General features: G+C 53.5%; 19 protein-coding genes and 1 pseudogene. 11 read left to right on the forward strand and 9 right to left on the reverse strand.

The features are described 5' to 3' along the window. Positions 1–105 precede the first annotated feature (105 nt). A complete protein-coding gene (locus ACQG2Q_RS13735; protein WP_022648440.1) occupies positions 106–450 on the forward strand; it encodes a RidA family protein in 345 nt (114 codons plus the stop codon). A 6-nt stretch (positions 451–456) separates the two neighbouring features. Here the strand turns inward: ACQG2Q_RS13735 and ACQG2Q_RS13740 are convergent, their stop codons facing one another. Beyond that, complete coding sequence (locus ACQG2Q_RS13740) at positions 457–636, reverse strand: YoaH family protein (RefSeq protein WP_022648441.1); 180 nt, start codon at positions 634–636, stop codon at positions 457–459. 61 nt (positions 637–697) lie between these two features. Here ACQG2Q_RS13740 and pabB point away from each other — a divergent pair, with 61 nt between their 5' ends. The 4 genes from pabB (at position 698) to ACQG2Q_RS13760 (ending at position 5,885) form a co-directional block, all read left to right on the forward strand. Beyond that, positions 698–2,032 (forward strand): aminodeoxychorismate synthase component 1, encoded by a 1,335-nt coding sequence (pabB, locus tag ACQG2Q_RS13745; RefSeq protein WP_063849155.1) that lies wholly within the window; start codon positions 698–700, stop codon positions 2,030–2,032. Further along, positions 2,029–2,607: a CoA pyrophosphatase gene (locus ACQG2Q_RS13750; protein WP_022648443.1), complete on the forward strand. Its 579-nt coding sequence runs from the start codon at positions 2,029–2,031 to the stop codon at positions 2,605–2,607. Before pabB ends, ACQG2Q_RS13750 begins: the two co-directional genes overlap by 4 nt. 184 nt (positions 2,608–2,791) lie before the next feature. Continuing rightward, complete coding sequence (sdaA, locus tag ACQG2Q_RS13755; protein WP_022648444.1) at positions 2,792–4,156, forward strand: L-serine ammonia-lyase; 1,365 nt, start codon at positions 2,792–2,794, stop codon at positions 4,154–4,156. A 130-nt stretch (positions 4,157–4,286) separates the two neighbouring features. Next, positions 4,287–5,885, forward strand: a complete 1,599-nt coding sequence (locus ACQG2Q_RS13760; protein WP_023300353.1) for an EAL domain-containing protein — start codon at positions 4,287–4,289, stop codon at positions 5,883–5,885. Between the two features lie 6 nt (positions 5,886–5,891). Here ACQG2Q_RS13760 and yoaE read toward each other — a convergent pair whose 3' ends face one another. Next, a complete protein-coding gene (gene yoaE / locus ACQG2Q_RS13765; protein WP_023300354.1) occupies positions 5,892–7,451 on the reverse strand; it encodes a CNNM family cation transport protein YoaE in 1,560 nt (519 codons plus the stop codon). 463 nt (positions 7,452–7,914) lie between these two features. On the opposite strand from yoaE, the gene manX reads away from it, so the two are divergent. The 5 genes from manX (at position 7,915) to mntP (ending at position 12,069) form a co-directional block, all read left to right on the forward strand. After that, on the forward strand, positions 7,915–8,877 hold the full coding sequence (gene manX / locus ACQG2Q_RS13770) for a PTS mannose transporter subunit IIAB (protein ID WP_022651434.1): 963 nt from the start codon (positions 7,915–7,917) through the stop codon (positions 8,875–8,877). A gap of 47 nt (positions 8,878–8,924) precedes the next feature. Next, a complete protein-coding gene (gene manY / locus ACQG2Q_RS13775) occupies positions 8,925–9,725 on the forward strand; it encodes a PTS mannose transporter subunit IIC (RefSeq protein ID WP_022648448.1) in 801 nt (266 codons plus the stop codon). Between the two features lie 12 nt (positions 9,726–9,737). Continuing rightward, complete coding sequence (locus tag ACQG2Q_RS13780; RefSeq protein ID WP_006810994.1) at positions 9,738–10,589, forward strand: PTS mannose transporter subunit IID; 852 nt, start codon at positions 9,738–9,740, stop codon at positions 10,587–10,589. Between the two features lie 54 nt (positions 10,590–10,643). After that, on the forward strand, positions 10,644–11,102 hold the full coding sequence (locus tag ACQG2Q_RS13785) for a DUF986 family protein (RefSeq protein ID WP_022648449.1): 459 nt from the start codon (positions 10,644–10,646) through the stop codon (positions 11,100–11,102). A 400-nt stretch (positions 11,103–11,502) separates the two neighbouring features. After that, entirely contained in the window at positions 11,503–12,069 is a 567-nt protein-coding gene (gene mntP / locus ACQG2Q_RS13790; RefSeq protein WP_032622454.1) for a manganese efflux pump MntP, read from the forward strand. Here the strand turns inward: mntP and rlmA are convergent. The 6 genes and pseudogenes from rlmA to mgrB form a co-directional block, all read right to left on the reverse strand. Then, a complete protein-coding gene (gene rlmA / locus ACQG2Q_RS13795) occupies positions 12,066–12,881 on the reverse strand; it encodes a 23S rRNA (guanine(745)-N(1))-methyltransferase (RefSeq protein ID WP_063162947.1) in 816 nt (271 codons plus the stop codon). The two genes, mntP and rlmA, sit on opposite strands and share 4 nt — an antisense overlap. 39 nt (positions 12,882–12,920) lie before the next feature. Beyond that, positions 12,921–14,666, reverse strand: coding sequence for a peptidoglycan glycosyltransferase FtsI (ftsI, locus tag ACQG2Q_RS13800; RefSeq protein ID WP_096216947.1), 1,746 nt, complete (start codon positions 14,664–14,666; stop codon positions 12,921–12,923). A gap of 216 nt (positions 14,667–14,882) precedes the next feature. After that, positions 14,883–15,092 (reverse strand): transcription antiterminator/RNA stability regulator CspE, encoded by a 210-nt coding sequence (gene cspE / locus ACQG2Q_RS13805; protein ID WP_001062678.1) that lies wholly within the window; start codon positions 15,090–15,092, stop codon positions 14,883–14,885. A gap of 12 nt (positions 15,093–15,104) precedes the next feature. Further along, positions 15,105–15,249 (reverse strand): annotated as a pseudogene (locus ACQG2Q_RS13810) (DUF2627 domain-containing protein). Positions 15,250–15,918: 669 nt separating this feature from the next. Next, complete coding sequence (locus ACQG2Q_RS13815) at positions 15,919–16,206, reverse strand: YebO family protein (protein WP_023300358.1); 288 nt, start codon at positions 16,204–16,206, stop codon at positions 15,919–15,921. A 74-nt stretch (positions 16,207–16,280) separates the two neighbouring features. Then, positions 16,281–16,424, reverse strand: a complete 144-nt coding sequence (gene mgrB, locus ACQG2Q_RS13820) for a PhoP/PhoQ regulator MgrB (RefSeq protein WP_003859906.1) — start codon at positions 16,422–16,424, stop codon at positions 16,281–16,283. Between the two features lie 160 nt (positions 16,425–16,584). Here mgrB and ACQG2Q_RS13825 point away from each other — a divergent pair, with 160 nt between their 5' ends. Further along, complete coding sequence (locus ACQG2Q_RS13825; RefSeq protein WP_022648454.1) at positions 16,585–16,824, forward strand: YobH family protein; 240 nt, start codon at positions 16,585–16,587, stop codon at positions 16,822–16,824. A 63-nt stretch (positions 16,825–16,887) separates the two neighbouring features. Here ACQG2Q_RS13825 and kdgR read toward each other — a convergent pair whose 3' ends face one another. Further along, positions 16,888–17,679, reverse strand: coding sequence for a DNA-binding transcriptional regulator KdgR (gene kdgR / locus ACQG2Q_RS13830; protein ID WP_022648455.1), 792 nt, complete (start codon positions 17,677–17,679; stop codon positions 16,888–16,890). Between the last annotated feature and the right edge of the window lie 126 nt (positions 17,680–17,805).

Here is a 17,805-nt window from a genome sequence, read left to right on the forward strand (position 1 = left end):
GGATTATGTCAGCCCCTTCTCTCCGGTGCCACCCCAAATAGTGACGACGGCGGAACAATATGGCAGTCTTGCCGCCTGACGATGAAAGATAACGAGGATACGTTTATGACAATTACGCGCATTGATGCCGAAGCCCGCTGGTCTGATGTGGTGATCCACAACCAGACGCTGTACTACACCGGTGTCCCTGCCAATCTGGACGCCGACGCCTTCGAGCAAACCGCTAACACCCTGGCGCAGATCGACGCCGTACTGGAAAAACAGGGCAGCGATAAATCCCGCATTCTGGACGCGACGATTTTCCTGGCGAATAAAGACGACTTCGCGGAGATGAATAAAGCCTGGGATGCGTGGGTAGTGGCGGGTCACGCGCCTGTACGCTGCACCGTACAGGCCACGCTGATGAAACCGGAGTATAAGGTGGAGATTAAGATTATCGCGGCAGTTTAAGCCCGGTTATTCATCTTCATCTTCAAATCGCGCCACAATCCGTTCGCCGGTATGACTGGCGCGAATTTCCTGAGCGACGACGGTGATCGCTTCTCCGCTGCTCATACCCTGGCCCATCAGTTCCTGAATCCGCTCTACCGCTTTCTGCTGTTGGTCATGACTGAGAGAAGGTAAACCTGCAAACATCGTTAACTCCTGCTAAATTATTCGCGCTAATTATTTCACGCTACCCGGTAGTATGCCATACATGAACATGCGCTTCCCCACTGTTATGACCTTACCCTGGCGTGCAGACGCCGCCGAGTTCTGGTTTGCCCGTCTGAGCCACCTTCCTTTTGCCATGCTGCTGCACTCCGGGCATGCGGATCACCCCTACAGCCGCTTTGATATTCTGGTGGCCGACCCGGTTAAAACGCTGACGACCGATGCGCTGTCACCCACGGACGATCCGCTGATGCGGCTTCAGAACGAGATCCATGCTCTGGGCTTATCTGCCACACCGGATCCGGATCTGCCTTTCCAGGGGGGCGCGCTGGGCCTGTTTGGTTACGATCTGGGTCGCCGTTTCGAAAAGCTGCCCGAGCATGCGCAGGCGGATATTTCCCTGCCGGATATGGCGGTCGGGCTGTATGACTGGGCGCTAATCGTGGATCACCGTAAGCAGACGGTTTCCCTGCTTAGCCACCGAGACGTGCAGGCGCGTCTGGCCTGGCTTGAGGCGCAACGGCCCGCCACAGCGGAACACTTTATGCTGACCTCTGGCTGGCACTCGAACATGAGCGCGGCGGAATATGCGGAAAAATTCTCTCGCGTGCAGGCGTATCTTCACAGCGGCGACTGTTATCAGGTCAACCTTGCCCAGCGTTTCCAGGCGGCGTACCGGGGAGACGAATGGCAGGCATTTACCCGCCTCAATGCCAGCAATAAGGCCCCGTTTAGCGCATTTTTACGCCTTGAACACGGCGCCATCCTCAGCCTTTCGCCTGAGCGTTTTATTCATCTGGCTGACGGTATTATTCAGACCCGCCCGATCAAGGGCACCCTGCCGCGCCTTGCCGATGCTAACGCCGACCGCCAGCAGGCGAAGACGCTGGCGGCCTCGCCGAAAGATCGCGCTGAAAACCTGATGATTGTCGATCTGATGCGCAATGATATTGGCCGCGTCGCCGAGCCGGGCAGCGTGCGCGTGCCGGAGCTGTTCGTTGTGGAGCCTTTCCCGGCGGTACATCATCTGGTCAGTACTATCACTGCACGCCTGCCGGCCTCGCGGACCGCCTGCGATCTGCTCCGCGCCGCGTTTCCGGGCGGCTCCATCACCGGCGCGCCGAAGGTCCGCGCGATGGAGATTATCGACGAACTGGAACCGCATCGCCGCAACGCCTGGTGCGGCAGCATCGGCTATGTGAGCCTGTGCGGAACCATGGATACCAGCATCACTATTCGCACCCTGACGGCCTGCGACGGTAACCTTTACTGTTCCGCAGGCGGCGGCATTGTAGCCGACAGCCAGGCCGGGGCGGAATATCAGGAAACCTTTGATAAAGTGAATCGTATCCTGAAACAACTGGAGAACTCACGGTGAAGAAAGACAACCTGACGCTGGATGATTTTCTGTCGCGCTTTCAGCTTCTGCGGCCCCAGGTTAACCGCGCCGCGCTGAATCAACGTCAGGCGGCGGTACTGATCCCGGTCGTGCGTCGTGAACAGCCGGGTCTGTTGCTTACCCAGCGCTCACCGCATATGCGAAAACACGCCGGTCAGGTTGCGTTTCCGGGCGGCGCGGTGGACAGCACCGATGCTTCCCTGATTGCCGCCGCGCTGCGCGAAGCGCATGAGGAGGTGGCGATCCCCCCGGAGGCGGTCGAGGTAATTGGCGTGCTGCCGCCAGTGGACAGCGTAACCGGTTTTCAGGTCACGCCGGTCGTCGGCATTATTCCGCCCGATCTTCAGTATCACGCCAGCGTCGATGAAGTTTCAGCGGTGTTCGAAATGCCGCTTGAAGAGGCCCTTCGTCTGGGCCGCTATCATCCTCTGGATATTCACCGCCGCGGGCACGATCATCGGGTCTGGCTGTCGTGGTATCAGCATTATTTTGTCTGGGGCATGACGGCAGGCATCATTCGTGAGCTTGCGCTACAAATCGGCCTGAAGCCTTGACTATACTTTACATTCCACCCTTTTCTGGCAGGTTTGCGATCGGCGTCGCGCTATTAGCTAAACCATCGTTAACCATTAGTTTAATTCATGTGAATAGTTAAGCCGAGGTTAGTGTTCCCTCTTACACTATGCGCAGTTATAACATCGTTACTGGAACCCCAGTAACCCTGTCAGGAGTGTGAAAGTGATTAGTATATTCGACATGTTCAAAGTGGGGATTGGTCCATCTTCTTCCCACACTGTAGGGCCGATGAAGGCCGGTAAACAGTTCGTCGATGATCTGGTCGAAAAAGGATTACTGGAAAGCGTTACCCGTGTCGCCGTAGACGTTTACGGTTCACTGTCATTAACGGGTAAAGGCCACCACACCGATATCGCCATTATTATGGGTCTGGCGGGCAATATGCCGGACACAGTTGATATTGATGCCATTCCGGCATTTATCCGCGACGTGGAAACGCGCGGTCGTCTGCTGCTGGCTAACGGTCAGCACGAAGTGGACTTCCCGCAGGATGACGGGATGCGTTTTCGTAGCGACAACCTGCCGCTGCATGAAAACGGTATGACCATCCACGCCTGGAGCGGCGAAAAAGAGATCTACAGTAAAACCTACTACTCCATCGGCGGCGGCTTTATCGTTGACGAAGAACACTTTGGCAAAGAGAGCGCGGGCGATGTGAATGTGCCCTATCCGTTTAAATCTGCCACCGAGATGTTGGCCTATTGCAAAGAGACCGGTCTCTCCCTCTCCGGCATGGTGATGCAGAACGAACTGGCGCTGCACAGCAAGAAAGAGATCGAAGACTATTTTGCTAACGTGTGGCAAACCATGCGCGCCTGTATTGACCGCGGGATGAACACCGAGGGGGTTCTGCCTGGGCCACTGCGTGTGCCACGTCGTGCCTCTGCGCTTCGCCGTATGCTGGTCACCACCGACAAATTCTCCAATGATCCAATGAATGTGGTTGACTGGGTGAACATGTTTGCGCTGGCGGTTAACGAAGAGAACGCAGCGGGTGGTCGCGTGGTGACGGCGCCAACCAACGGCGCGTGCGGTATCGTTCCGGCGGTGCTGGCCTACTACGATCACTTTATTGAGCCCGTGACACCGGAGATCTATATCCGTTATTTCCTCGCGGCAGGCGCTATCGGCGCGCTGTACAAGATGAATGCCTCCATCTCCGGTGCCGAAGTAGGCTGTCAGGGTGAAGTGGGCGTGGCCTGCTCTATGGCGGCGGCCGGTCTGGCGGAACTGCTGGGCGCAAGCCCTGAGCAGGTGTGCGTGGCGGCGGAAATCGGCATGGAGCACAACCTCGGTCTGACCTGTGACCCGGTTGCCGGCCAGGTGCAAGTACCGTGCATTGAGCGTAACGCCATCGCCTCCGTCAAAGCGATCAACGCCTCGCGTATGGCGATGCGCCGTACCAGCGAGCCACGCGTGTCACTGGATAAGGTTATTGAAACCATGTACGAAACCGGCAAGGACATGAACGCGAAGTACCGTGAGACTTCGCGCGGCGGTCTGGCCATTAAGGTGCAGTGCGACTAAACCTTCCTTTTCGCCCATCTGCAACAGATGGGCGAATTTTCCCACCGCCTCTCGTCGCTTCACGTATTCCCCACTACACTGTCACTGTTGCGTCTGGCTTTTCCGGCCGGTGCTTATCAGGCGACCGTTCATGCAAACTGCACAAACGATCATTAAAGACTATCGCCGAAAACGCGTTATCGTCTGTGTTACGGTTGCGCTCGTTACGCTCGTCCTGACGCTGGGCATTCGCTTTATTTCACAGCGCAACATTAATCAGGATCGGATCCACGACTTTACTCACCACACCGTGCGTGCGCTTGATAAGGTGCTTCTTGCGTTAGAAACCCAGCGTGAAACTCTACGTTTTCTGGTTGATATGCCCTGCGCTGAAGCGAATCCGATTCTGCGAAAACAGGCGGCGATCCTCCAGACCGTGCGCTCCATCGCCCTCGTCAAAGACGGAATACTGTATTGCTCGAGCGTATTTGGCAGCCGAAATATGCCCGTCAGTGACATTGAGCCGATGCTTCCGTCCAGTGAACCCAGGCTGATCTTGTTGACCGATCGGTGGCTGTTAAAGGGCAGTCCGGTACTGATTCAGTGGTCACCCCTTGCGGGCGACGGCAGTGACGGGTTGATGGAGGTAGTGAATATCGATCTCATCACCAAAATGATTCTGGAGCCACAGCGGCCACAAATCACCGACGTGGTCCTGAGAGTAGGCGATAATTTTCTCCGCGACGGGCAGCAGGTGACGAATACGCCGACCTTCGATGAACACGCCTCCCTGCTGGAACAGTCTTCACAGCACTACCCTTTCAGCGTCACGGTCAGCGGCCCGGGGGCAGGCCAAATGGCATTGAAAAATCTGCCTACCCAGCTACCGCTGGCGTTGATGCTCAGTTTACTGATGGGCTATATCGCCTGGCTTGCCACGGCGCGACGCATAAGTTTCACCTGGGAAATTAATATGGGGATTGCTGCCCGGGAGTTTGAACTCTTCTGCCAGCCGCTGGTAAACGCCCGCACCCGGGAATGCGTTGGCGTCGAGATCCTCCTGCGCTGGAACAACCCGCGTCAGGGCTGGATTTCTCCCGATGTCTTTATCCCCCTGGCTGAAGAACATAGCCTGATTGTTCCGCTTACCCGCTACGTCATCAGCGAAACGGTGCGGCAGATAGGCTTTTTCCCGGCCTCACGGGATTTCCATATTGGCATCAACGTGGCCGCCAGCCATTTTCGCCGCGCTGCGCTGATCCGGGATCTCAACCGCATCTGGTTTAAGGCGAACCCTGTTCAAAAGTTGATTGTAGAGTTAACCGAGCGCGATGCGTTGCTCGATGTGGATTACCGCATCGTGCGAGAGCTGCACCGCAAAGGGGTGAAGCTTGCGATTGATGATTTTGGTACGGGCAATAGTTCTCTTTCGTGGCTTGAAAAACTTCACCCGGACGTGCTGAAAATTGATAAATCCTTCACCACCGCGATCGGCACCGACGCCGTGAACTCAACGGTAACGGATATTATTATTGCGCTGGGCCAGAGGTTGAATATTGAACTGGTTGCAGAAGGGGTTGAAACCGAGGAGCAGTCACGCTATTTGCGCCGCCACAGCGTACATATTTTGCAGGGGTACTTGTATGCGCGGCCGATGCCGCTGCGGGAGTTTCCGAAATGGCTGGCGGAAAGTAACCCTCCGCCAGCCCGTCACAACGGACACATCGTGCCTTTATTGCCGTTACGCTAGATAGCGTTACTCTTCTTCGTCGTGTACAGAGTGCTCTTTAACAATACGAACCATATCAACGCGATAGTCGTTGGCTTCAACGATGGTAATTTGCAGCGGCGGCAGCTCAAGCACATCACCGATACGCGGGATCTGCCCGTTAACGGCAATCACCAGCCCCGCTACCGTGGCGATGTCTTCATCGTCATTGACCACGTTTTCGACGCCCAGCGTGTGCGAGAGCGCGTGCAGGTCGGTGGTGCCTTTCACCAGCCAGCCGTCACCGTCGGCAACGATTTCTGGCGTTTCATCCGCATCAGGGAATTCACCGGCAATGGCTTCCAGCACGTCCAGCGGCGTTACCAGACCTTGTACCACACCAAATTCGTTGGTGACGATAACAAAGCTCCCGCGAGCACGACGCAACACGCCCAGCAGGTTAATCGGATCCAGCGTCTCCGGCACCACGATGGCAGGCGACGCGGCCGCTACGGCCTCGACGTTGACGCCCTCTTCCAGCGCCACGAGCATCTCTTTCGCGCGCACCACACCGATGATCTCATCCAGCTCGCCCCGACAGACCGGGAACAGGCTGTGCGGCGAGGAGAGCAGCTGCTGGCGAATTTCGTCGACGCTCAGGTTGGCGTCCACCCAGCTGATTTCACCGCGCGGCGTCATAATGCCGCGCAGGGAGCGGGAGGCCAGCGAAAGCACGCCGTTGATCATGTAGCGTTCTTCTTCCACAAACGCGCCTTCCGGCACCGGAACCGGGTTACGGTTCTCGTTATCCGCCTGCACGTTCACCTGACGACGCCCGCCCATCAGGCGCAGGATCGCATCGGCGGTACGCGCGCGCAGCGGCTGATTCGACTGCTGCTTAATGAAGTTACGGCGCGCAATCTGGTTAAACAGCTCGATCAGAATCGAGAAGCCAATCGCGGCGTACAGGTAGCCTTTCGGTATATGGAAACCAAAACCTTCTGCCACCAGGCTCAGACCAATCATCAACAGGAAACTCAGACACAGCACGACGACCGTCGGATGTTGGTTGACGAAACGCGTCAGCGGTTTCGACGCCAGCAGCATTACCGCCATCGCAATCACAACAGCCGCCATCATCACCGGCAGATGGTTCACCATGCCAACCGCTGTAATCACCGCATCCAGTGAGAAGACCGCATCAAGCACCACAATCTGCAGGACCACCACCCAGAAGCTGGCATACCCCTTACCGTGGCCATCATCATGCTGCCGGTTCTCCAGCCGTTCATGCAGCTCTGTTGTAGCTTTGAACAGCAGGAAAAGCCCCCCCACCAGCATGATTAAATCACGGCCGGAGAAGGTGAAATCCATGACGGTGAACAGAGGCTTAGTCAGCGTAACCATCCACGAGATCACGGACAGCAGGCCCAGTCGCATGATCAGTGCCAGCGAGAGGCCGATCAGACGGGCTTTATCACGCTGTTTCGGCGGCAGCTTATCCGCAAGGATGGCAATAAACACCAGGTTATCAATACCGAGAACGATCTCCAGCACGACCAGCGTAAGCAAGCCTACCCAGATTGACGGGTCCATTAAGAATTCCATGACACGCTCCTGCTAAAGGAATGACAAAACGGTGCCCCGCTAATTTCGGGCATTTCAAAGGGAATGGGGGTCGATGCGTGGCGAAGGTCGCCGGTGAATAAGGCGCGGAATGGCCTGGAAGATGACTGACGTCGGTGACGGTCCATATAGTGGGCTGTAGCCCTATACTCCTGAATAATTAAACGGACGCTAAACATATCAGAGACAATGGGTTTTTAGCAAAGATTTACGTTCCTTTGCAAACTTCTGTAACACACGTGGTTTATCTTACAGAAAAATCTGTAAGGCGTAGCTAAATTACGGATCTTCATCACATAAATTATTTTTTCACTATCTAAAATAATTCGCGGAAGTCTTGGTTTTTTAGAACTCTAACCCTTATCTGAATCGATTCGGTTCGCCAATACGATTCTCAGTACGCCTGCCTGGCAGACGTATAAATGATAATAATAGGAGGTAGCAAGTGACCATTGCTATTGTCATAGGCACACATGGTTGGGCTGCGGAGCAGTTACTCAAAACGGCAGAAATGCTGTTGGGCGAGCAGGAAAACGTTGGCTGGATCGATTTCGTTCCCGGTGAAAACGCCGAGACGCTGATTGAAAAGTACACTGCTCAGCTTGAGAAGCTGGATACCAGCAAAGGCGTGCTGTTTCTCGTGGATACATGGGGCGGCAGCCCGTTCAACGCTGCCAGCCGCATTGTCGTCGATAAAGAGCATTATGAAGTCGTCGCCGGGGTAAATATCCCAATGTTGGTGGAAACCTTCATGGCGCGTGACGACAACCCAGGCTTTGACGAGCTGGTGGCGCTGGCGGTGGAAACCGGTCGCGAAGGCGTGAAGGCGCTGAAAGCACAGCCGGTTGAAAAACCTGCCCCTGCCCCTGCTGCACCAAAAGCCGCGGCACCGGCGAAGCCAATGGGTCCGAACGATTACATGGTTATCGGCCTTGCGCGTATTGATGACCGTCTGATCCACGGCCAGGTGGCGACGCGCTGGACCAAAGAGACCAACGTACAACGCATCATCGTGGTCAGTGACGAAGTGGCCGCCGACACTGTCCGTAAAACACTTCTTACCCAGGTTGCACCGCCGGGCGTCACCGCGCACGTCGTGGATGTCGCCAAAATGATCCGCGTTTACAACAACCCGAAATATGCGGGCGAACGCGTGATGCTTCTGTTCACCAACCCGACAGACGTTGAACGCATTGTTGAAGGCGGCGTGAAAATCACCTCCGTTAACATTGGCGGTATGGCTTTCCGTCAGGGCAAAACGCAGGTCAACAACGCGATTTCAGTGGATGCGAAAGATATCGAGGCCTTCAACAAGCTGAATGCACGCGGTATCGAGCTGGAAGCCCGTAAGGTTTCCACGGATCAGAAACTGAAAATGATGGATTTGATCGGCAAAGTGGGGAAATAAGCCCGGGCCGGTTTTTCATATAGAGCTTATGTAATAGGAGAAGTGCAATGGAGATTACTACTCTTCAGATTGTGCTGGTGTTCATCGTCGCGTGTATTGCGGGTATGGAGTCCGTACTTGATGAATTTCAGTTCCACCGCCCTCTGGTGGCCTGTACGTTGATTGGCGCCGTTCTCGGTGACATGAAAACCGGTATCATCATCGGTGGTACCCTGGAAATGATCGCCCTCGGCTGGATGAACATCGGTGCGGCAGTTGCGCCAGATGCCGCGCTGGCGTCCATTATTTCGACCGTTCTGGTCATCGCCGGTCATCAGAGTATCGGTGCCGGTATCGCGCTGGCCATTCCACTGGCCGCGGCAGGCCAGGTGCTGACCATCATTGTTCGTACCATCACCGTTGCCTTCCAGCACGCGGCGGATAAGGCGGCCGATAACGGCAACCTGACAGCGCTCTCCTGGATCCACGTCTCGTCCCTGTTCCTGCAGGCGATGCGTATCGCTATTCCGGCCGTTATCGTGGCGATTTCCGTTGGGACCAGTGAAGTTCAAAGTATGCTGAACGCCATACCAGAAGTGGTCACCGGCGGTCTGAATATCGCGGGCGGTATGATTGTGGTCGTAGGTTACGCGATGGTCATCAACATGATGCGCGCAGGCTATCTGATGCCGTTCTTCTACCTTGGCTTCGTTACCGCTGCATTCACCAACTTCAACCTGGTTGCGCTGGGTGTGATTGGTGCGGTGATGGCGATTCTTTATATCCAGCTCAGCCCGAAATACAACCGTGTCGCGGGTGCCCCTGCGCAGGCTGCTGGTAACAACGATCTCGATAACGAACTGGACTAACAGGTGAGCGAAATGGTTGATATGACAAAAACTACCACTGAGAAAAAACTCACTCCGGGTGATATTCGTGGCGTGTTCATCCGTTCTAACCTGTTTCAGGGTTCATGGAACTTCGAACGTATGCAGGCGCTCGGCTTCTGCTTCTCCATGGTGCCGGCAATCAAACGCCTGTATCCGGAAAACAACGAAGCACGCCGTCAGGCAATTAAGCGTCACCTGGAATTCTTCAACACTCACCCTTACGTAGCGGCGCCTGTTCTGGGCGTAACGCTGGCGATGGAAGAGCAGCGTGCAAACGGGGCTGAGATCGACGATGGTGCTATCAACGGTATTAAAGTCGGTCTGATGGGGCCGCTGGCAGGCGTGGGCGACCCGATCTTCTGGGGTACCGTGCGTCCGGTCTTTGCGGCACTGGGCGCCGGGATCGCCATGAGCGGCAGTCTGCTTGGTCCCCTGCTGTTCTTTATCCTGTTCAACGCGGTGCGTCTGCTGACCCGCTACTACGGCGTGGCGTATGGTTACCGTAAAGGGGTGGATATCGTTAAGGATATGGGCGGCGGCTTCCTGCAAAAACTGACTGAGGGGGCGTCAATCCTCGGCCTGTTTGTAATGGGGGCTTTGGTTAACAAGTGGACGCACGTGAACATCCCGCTGGTGGTATCGACGATCACCGGTCAGGATGGTCAGACGCGCGTCACCACCGTGCAGACTATTCTGGACCAGCTGATGCCTGGCCTGGTACCGCTGCTGTTAACCTTCGCCTGTATGTGGCTGCTGCGTAAGAAAGTGAACCCGCTTTGGATCATCGTTGGCTTCTTCGTCATCGGTATCGCGGGCTACGCCGTCGGCCTGCTGGGTCTGTAATAAAATGCGTTACCGACCGGGGGCTTGCCCCCGGTCTTTTTATCTGGAGGATGAATGACTGTCACGGACACCGTACTGGTTTTATTTATTGTTGCCCTTCTGGCTTACGCGATCTATGACGAGTTCATTATGCCTCGCCGCCACGGCGAGACGCTGCTGACCCTTCCCCTCTTACGCCGTGGGCGCATTGATGCGTTTATCTTCGCCGGTCTGGTAGTCATCCTGATTTACAATAATGTGACCAGCCACGGCGCAATATTAACCACATGGTTATTATGTGCGCTGGCATTAATGGCGATTTACCTGTTCTGGATCCGCTCGCCAAAACTCATTTTTAAAAAACACGGATTCTTCTTCGCCAATGTCTGGATAGAATATAACCGCATTAAAGAGATGAATTTATCCGAAGACGGAGTTCTGGTGATGCAATTAGAGCAACGCCGCCTGCTCATTCGGGTCAAAAATATTGACGACCTGGAAAAAATCTACAAATTACTCCTTAAAACTCAATGAATTAATTTTATAGCATCGGCTATGTATTGTATTATACTCATACCAGAAATATAGCCGATGCTATATCTCCCCTGCGAATTAACTTATATTTATTAACGATACTTTTACGCATAAACCTAAATGAAAATCGTTATCAACATAGTGGCTTTATAAAGCCATCTTCGTTGTTGTTTTATATTCTCAAAATATGTTAAGGTTGCGCCCGTCGTTGGGGAGTAGCCGATTTCCTGCCTGCGGGAAATGTACGTGTCAACATACTCGTTGCAAAACGTGGCGCGTACGGATCGTATTCAGCACACTTACTGTGCCAAAAGCGATCAGGCGAGACCATAGATACATCAACTGCTGTTTACTGGGGGCAGTGATGTGTCATATGGATATCCCCGGTCTGGACGCACTTATGAATATCTCCGCTACGATCCTTCTGGCTTTTGGCATGTCCATGGACGCATTTGCCGCCTCTATCGGTAAAGGTGCCACCCTCCATAAACCTAAATTTTCCGAAGCCCTGCGCACCGGTCTCATCTTTGGCGCAATCGAAACGCTGACGCCGCTTATTGGCTGGGGTCTGGGGATGCTCGCCAGCCAGTTTGTGCTGGAGTGGAACCACTGGATCGCCTTCGTGCTGCTGGTGTTCCTCGGCGGACGCATGGTAATTGAAGGTTTTCGTGGCAACAGCGATGAAGATGATGCGCCGCTGCAACGCCACGGCTTCTGGCTTCTGGTGACAACCGCTATCGCAACCAGCCTGGACGCAATGGCCGTCGGTGTCGGTCTGGCGTTTTTGCAGGTCAATATTATCGCCACCGCGCTGGCGATTGGCTGCGCCACGCTGATTATGTCAACGCTGGGGATGATGGTGGGGCGGTTCATTGGCCCGCTGTTAGGCAAACGCGCCGAAATTCTGGGCGGTATCGTGTTGATCGGGATTGGTGCCCAAATACTCTGGGCACACTTCGCGGGTTAATCTTCGCGCTGCCAGCAATGGATGCTGAAATCCGTCTGGCAGCGAAATTCTGTCTGTGCTGCCAGCGTTTCCCACACCTCTGGTTTTGCCCGCCACGCAAACGGCGTCATTTGCAGTAACGCCACCGCTTCACTTCCCTGCAACGTCATCTCATACGCCACTGACTGCGCCTGCTTTAACGCGAAGCCCGCCAGCTGTTCAGAGTGCGGCGCATGCAGGTGAACTTCATCATAGATCAGCCCTTTTAGCTCCAGCAGATGACGCGGTCCCGGCGTAACGGTGATAACCCACCCGCCGGGCTTAACGACGCGCGCCAGCTCCTCTGCCTTGCACGGGGCATAGATACGCACCACGGCGTCCATACTCGCTTCCTCAAACGGCAGGCGGTGGCTGGAGGCCACGCAGAACGTTACCGCTGAGTAGCGTTTTGCAGCTGCACGGATAGCCACTTTCGACACGTCCAGCCCGTAAGTTTCGGCGCCCTTCCCAGCCGCGACGTCAGCAAACGTGGCGGTGTAGTAGCCCTCGCCGCAGCCGATATCCAGCATGGCGGATGCGCCTTCTGTCAGATATTGACGGAGTAAGTCGACAACGGTATCCCTGAGCGGTTGATAGTGCCCGGCGTCAAGAAACGCCCGGCGCGCCTGCATCATCTCCGCGCTGTCACCCGGATCCCGGGAGCGCTTGTGCTGTACCGGCAGAAGATTGACATAGCCCTCTTTAGCCCGGTCAAACTGATGTCCCAGTGGACAGATGAACGTTTTCTCCGCGCGCGTCAGCGGCGCGTGGCAAAGGGGACAACTGAAAGACATGACAGCTCCAGGGCGAAAACCAAAAGGCGAAGTGTACCGCTATTCGCCAGGGTTATAAACGGCTGGGTGATGCATCACGATCAGATGGTCAGAATCTGCCGGCAGTCCGTCTGGCTTCACGTTTTCCAGGCGCAAGACGTTACCCATAATTTCGCTGAACACGGGCGCGGAAACGGCCCCGCCGTAGTAGGCTCCGTTTTTCGGATCGTTGATCACCACCACCAGTGCAAAACGGGGATCGCTGGCGGGCGCAACGCCTGCTGTGTAGGCGACGTATTTATCCACATACTTACCGTGTTCATCGATTTTTTTGGCCGTCCCGGTTTTAATCGCCACACGATAGTTACGCACCGCCGCTTTGATCCCGCCACCGCCGGGTAACGCGACGCTCTCCATCATGTGTTCCACCTCGTGAACAATCTCCCCGGGCATCACCCGTTTGCCAATCACGGGGGGATCGATACGGGTGATGGACAGAGGCCGTTCAATGCCATAGCTACCGATGGTGGCATACACATGCGCCAGTTGAAGGGGGGTAACCATCAGGCCATACCCAAAGGCAAAGGTCGCCCTGTCTAACTGACTCCAGAATTTTCGCTGCGGCAGTAAACCTGAGCTTTCTCCCGTTAAGCCAAGCCCGGTACTCTCGCCAAAACCAAAGTTTTTATAGGTATCAAGTAACCGTTGCACGGGCATCGCGAGAGAAAGACGGGATACGCCCGTGTCGCTGGATTTTTGCAGGATCCCGGTCATGGTCAGCTCGGGGTAGTAGCCCACATCGCGAATACGATGGCCATCAATGGTGTAGGGATGCGTGTCTATCACGCTGTCAGGCTGCACCAGCCCCTGCTGTAGCGCCGTCATCAGCACCAGAGGTTTAACGGTCGAACCCGGTTCAAAGGTGTCGCTGATCGCGCGATTACGAAAGTCATCCAGTGTTGCCCCTTCCCGATTGTTGGGGTTGAAGTCAGGGAAGCTCGCCATCGCCAGAATTTCGCCCGTCTGGATATTAATCAGCACCGACGCGCCTGACTCGGCTTTATTCCACGCCACGGCATTATCCAGCGCGTCTTCGGTGATAGTTTGCAGGCGTTCATCGATACTAAGCTGGATATTATGTGCCGGTACGGGCGCCACCTCCGTGAGGTTCTCAACCACATGCCCGTATCGATCTTTCCTGACCAGCCGCACGCCTGCCTTCCCGGTGAGCTGCGTGTTAAAGCTTTTCTCGACGCCCTCAATACCCTGACCATCAATATTAGTGAAGCCAATCAGGTTTGCCGCCACGTGTCCGGCAGGATAAAAGCGACGGGACTCATCGCGTAGGTTGATACCGGGAAGACGCAGCTTATCAATCCACTTTGCCTGGGAGGGATCAACCTGACGAGCTAGATAAATGAATCGCCCGTGCGGATTGCTGTTTATTCGCGATGCGAGCGTGCTCAGAGAAAGGTGTAAAGCATTTGCCAGGGCCTGCCAGCGCGAATCAAAGCCGATCCCCCCTTTATCAAGCACAGTTTTGGGATCGGCCCAGACGGCCTGGACAGGTACGCTTACCGCAAGGGGACGCCCTTCACGGTCAACAATCATCCCACGCGGGGCGTCTATCGCCACTTCGCGCAGGGAACGCATATCCTCCTGCTTCACCAGATTATCCGGTTTGATAATTTGTAGCCATGCCACGCGGCCTAACAGAAAAGCAAGGCTACAAAAGATGGCGAGACACAGAAGTGCAAAACGTGCCGGTGTAAAGTTTCCGTTGGCCGTTATTGTCTTTTTTTTCACTTTAACCCCAGGGCTGTTAATCAACGCCCTGATTTAACGGGAAAAAGGGATAATAAGGCGTGAAAACAATGCTAATAATTTCGCGGGTTTGCAACAAGATAATAACAGAGGAGGAATACGTAACATTTTGAAAAATAAGTGAATAAAAAAGCCCCGCATCGGCGAGGCTTATGTCTGAGATCGAAGCGCTAAGCGCTTCAGTCAGCAGTGATTCGATCAGATAGCAGTTACGTTAACCGCAGCTGGGCCTTTCTGGCCGTCCTGAATTTCGAACTCAACGTTCTGGCCTTCAGCCAGAGTTTTGAAGCCGTTACCCTGGATTGCAGAGAAGTGTACGAACACGTCTTTGCTGCCGTCAGCAGGAGTAATGAAACCAAAACCTTTAGACTCGTTGAACCACTTAACTTGACCTTTAATCTTTGCCATTTGCAAAATTCCTTAGAGTGTTTTCTTAGCCCGCAGGCTTTAACATAGATAAAACTGAGACATTACTGCTTGAGGCACTAATATAAGGTTCGGCAGAGAAGCGGTATTCAACGACAACGTGTTTACTCAGGACTTCTTTACTGAAAATGCCACACATAAACAGAACTGTACCTCGTTTGACCCAAAACGTGTTATCACACACAACGTTTAATATGGCAAGCCATTTTTAAACGTGTCTCGATCCGCCGCACAAATTCAGGCGTTACTCCATAACAATCTGCACAGTTATGCGAATTGTCAAATGAAGCGCCACCTGACCTCACCGCCCACAGGGTGCGCTGGCGCGCCCTGTAATCAAAGACTTTTTAAACATAGCTCAATCATTTCAAAGCGTCCATCCCAATCCCTGATTTTCTTTAAAGGAATGACTGAGTTAGAACATTTTGTGAAAAGTTATGCTGAAAACATCGCAATGCACCAGAGTGTGACAGTGAATAAACGATGTTAAATACATTTTGCTAACTGTATTAAAATCCACCATTTAATAAGCGTTATTCTGCACCAAAATAATGAAATTTTTATGACTCTGCCTCAAAACAAGGCAAGCAAAACGTTTCGATAAAAATAAAACACTTCAGGAAAGTTAAAGCTCACAATTTATTCAACGAAACGGTACGACTTGTATAAGGATAAATATTCGCCAGTTTTCAGTATACTGAAACAGTAGTTAACTGCTGCTTAATTATATGTTGGGATGTTATGGGTTACATTTGATAAGGGAGGAGATTTACGCCGTACGTCAGGCCACCTCCCCGTTCCGGGCAGACTATCGTTCGGCCACCAGGCGAATGAACTCTTCCTCGTCTTGTTTTTGAGCATCAGCTTCCTTCGGCACCGCTTTCTCCTCCGGCTCGTTGGCTTCGCACAGACGACGCAGCAACGCAGTCTGCCGTTTCTGCTGATCGAGCAATGCTTCCAGCAGCTCAATCTGCTCGTTTGTGCGGGAGCTGGCGCGATTAACGAAGAACCACAGCACCAGTCCAACGACCAGCACCACTAAAGACATTACCAGGGATGCAATGCTCAGCAGCCCCGAATTCATTAACTCACCCATTTCACCACCTCAGTAAAAACAGTCATTTTACCACTGCAGCCACGTAAGGAAATCGCTCAGTGCAAAAATAGCCACTACCAGGGGATAAACTTATTGATTGAACAAATGCCGCTAAAGAACTGTACATCCTGATCGCACATCACATTTATAGTCTGCGTCCACAGCACCACGCATGCTATCAGCACTATAATCAGAATTACCCAGCGTATTTTTTTCACTCCACACTCCGTCTTATGACCTGATGTAGCCAGGTTATCACGGCTATCTTAAACAGGGGCTAACTGTACCTTCAACAGACGCTTTTCGGAATCGTGCACTTGTTTCACTGCGTAAACCCGTTACGCTTACTCCATGACAACAAAGAAAAAAGAGGCATCGATGCGTTTACTCGTTCGTACGATAATTGTACTGGCACTTGTGTGGATCGGCCTGCTGTTAAGTGGGTATGGCGTATTAATGGGAAGCAAAGAGAATGCCGCGGGTTTGGGTATTCAGTGTAAATATCTCACCGCCCAGGGGGTAAGCACGGCTCAGTACATCCATTCCGACAGCGGGATCATCGGGTTAACCAACTGTCCTGTGCTGCGTAAATCATCTGTTGTGGTTGATAACGGCTAATCAGAGCTAAATTTCGCTTACAAAAACGCCGCAAGAGTGCGGCGTTTTTATTGGAGGCATTGATCAGAACGGGTATTCGTTATAGCCCATCTGCTCTGAAATTTTGCGCGCTGCGGTATGCAGAATTGCCACATACTCATGAAGACGCTCTTCGGAGAAACGCAGCGTTGGGAAAGAGATGCTCAGTCCCGCAATGACAACGCCGAAGCGGTCAAACACCGGCACACCGATGCAGCGCAACCCTTCTTCCTGCTCTTCGTTATCTTCCCCATAACCCTGCTCACGCACTTTATCCAGCACGCTCAGTAGTTCATCCGTACTGGTAATCGTGCGATCGGTGCTGCGTTTGTATTCCACACCGTCAAGGATTTGCTTAACCTCTTCACGATCGCGCCAGGCCAGCAGGACTTTACCAATTGCGGTACTGTACAGCGGGTTACGACGACCGATGCGTGAATACATGCGCAGGTTGTACATGGAGTCAATTTTGTGGATGTAAACGATGCTGTCTTCATCCAGTGCGCCGAGGTGAATTGTCTCTTTCGTCAACCGCGAAAGTTCACGCATCTGAATGTCAGCGCTGCGGATCAGATCCACGTTCTGCAAGGCGCGGGCGCCCAATTCAAACAGTTTCAGGGTCAGAGAATATTTTTCTGATTCTCCTTCCTGCGCGACATAACCCAATGATTTCATCGTCTGCAAAAAGCGATAAACGGTGCTTTTCGACATCATCACACGCTGCGACAACTCTGTAATACCAATTTCACGCTCTTCTCCGAGCGCCTGCAAGATGCCAAACACCTTCAGCACGGAAGAAACAGAATCTGGCTGCTTATCCAAATCTGCGATTGCCATTTATCACCTCATGGAGAGTGTTTTATAAAAATCAGAACCGGTTTTTATTATAAATTCGTGTGATGCGCGCTGCAATCTATCTGGGTTTACTTCGTTACAAATCTGCGACATAAAACCGAAATAACG

The sequence above is a fragment of the Enterobacter cloacae complex sp. 370H10 genome (assembly GCF_050031535.1).
Taxonomy (GTDB): Bacteria; Pseudomonadota; Gammaproteobacteria; order Enterobacterales; family Enterobacteriaceae; genus Enterobacter; species Enterobacter intestinihominis.

What these genes read in the sequence shown, in the direction of transcription:
- ACQG2Q_RS13785 (WP_022648449.1), top strand. Translation starts at nt 10,644, where the DNA reads ATGACTGTCACGGACACCGTACTGGTTTTATTTATTGTTGCCCTTCTG.
- rlmA (WP_063162947.1), bottom strand. Translation starts at nt 12,881, where the DNA reads ATGTCTTTCAGTTGTCCCCTTTGCCACGCGCCGCTGACGCGCGCGGAG.
- ACQG2Q_RS13735 (WP_022648440.1), top strand. Translation starts at nt 106, where the DNA reads ATGACAATTACGCGCATTGATGCCGAAGCCCGCTGGTCTGATGTGGTG.
- kdgR (WP_022648455.1), bottom strand. Translation starts at nt 17,679, where the DNA reads ATGGCAATCGCAGATTTGGATAAGCAGCCAGATTCTGTTTCTTCCGTG.
- ACQG2Q_RS13825 (WP_022648454.1), top strand. Translation starts at nt 16,585, where the DNA reads ATGCGTTTACTCGTTCGTACGATAATTGTACTGGCACTTGTGTGGATC.
- ACQG2Q_RS13815 (WP_023300358.1), bottom strand. Translation starts at nt 16,206, where the DNA reads ATGGGTGAGTTAATGAATTCGGGGCTGCTGAGCATTGCATCCCTGGTA.
- ACQG2Q_RS13740 (WP_022648441.1), bottom strand. Translation starts at nt 636, where the DNA reads ATGTTTGCAGGTTTACCTTCTCTCAGTCATGACCAACAGCAGAAAGCG.
- pabB (WP_063849155.1), top strand. Translation starts at nt 698, where the DNA reads ATGAACATGCGCTTCCCCACTGTTATGACCTTACCCTGGCGTGCAGAC.
- cspE (WP_001062678.1), bottom strand. Translation starts at nt 15,092, where the DNA reads ATGGCAAAGATTAAAGGTCAAGTTAAGTGGTTCAACGAGTCTAAAGGT.
- mntP (WP_032622454.1), top strand. Translation starts at nt 11,503, where the DNA reads ATGAATATCTCCGCTACGATCCTTCTGGCTTTTGGCATGTCCATGGAC.
- yoaE (WP_023300354.1), bottom strand. Translation starts at nt 7,451, where the DNA reads ATGGAATTCTTAATGGACCCGTCAATCTGGGTAGGCTTGCTTACGCTG.
- ACQG2Q_RS13780 (WP_006810994.1), top strand. Translation starts at nt 9,738, where the DNA reads ATGGTTGATATGACAAAAACTACCACTGAGAAAAAACTCACTCCGGGT.
- ACQG2Q_RS13760 (WP_023300353.1), top strand. Translation starts at nt 4,287, where the DNA reads ATGCAAACTGCACAAACGATCATTAAAGACTATCGCCGAAAACGCGTT.
- manY (WP_022648448.1), top strand. Translation starts at nt 8,925, where the DNA reads ATGGAGATTACTACTCTTCAGATTGTGCTGGTGTTCATCGTCGCGTGT.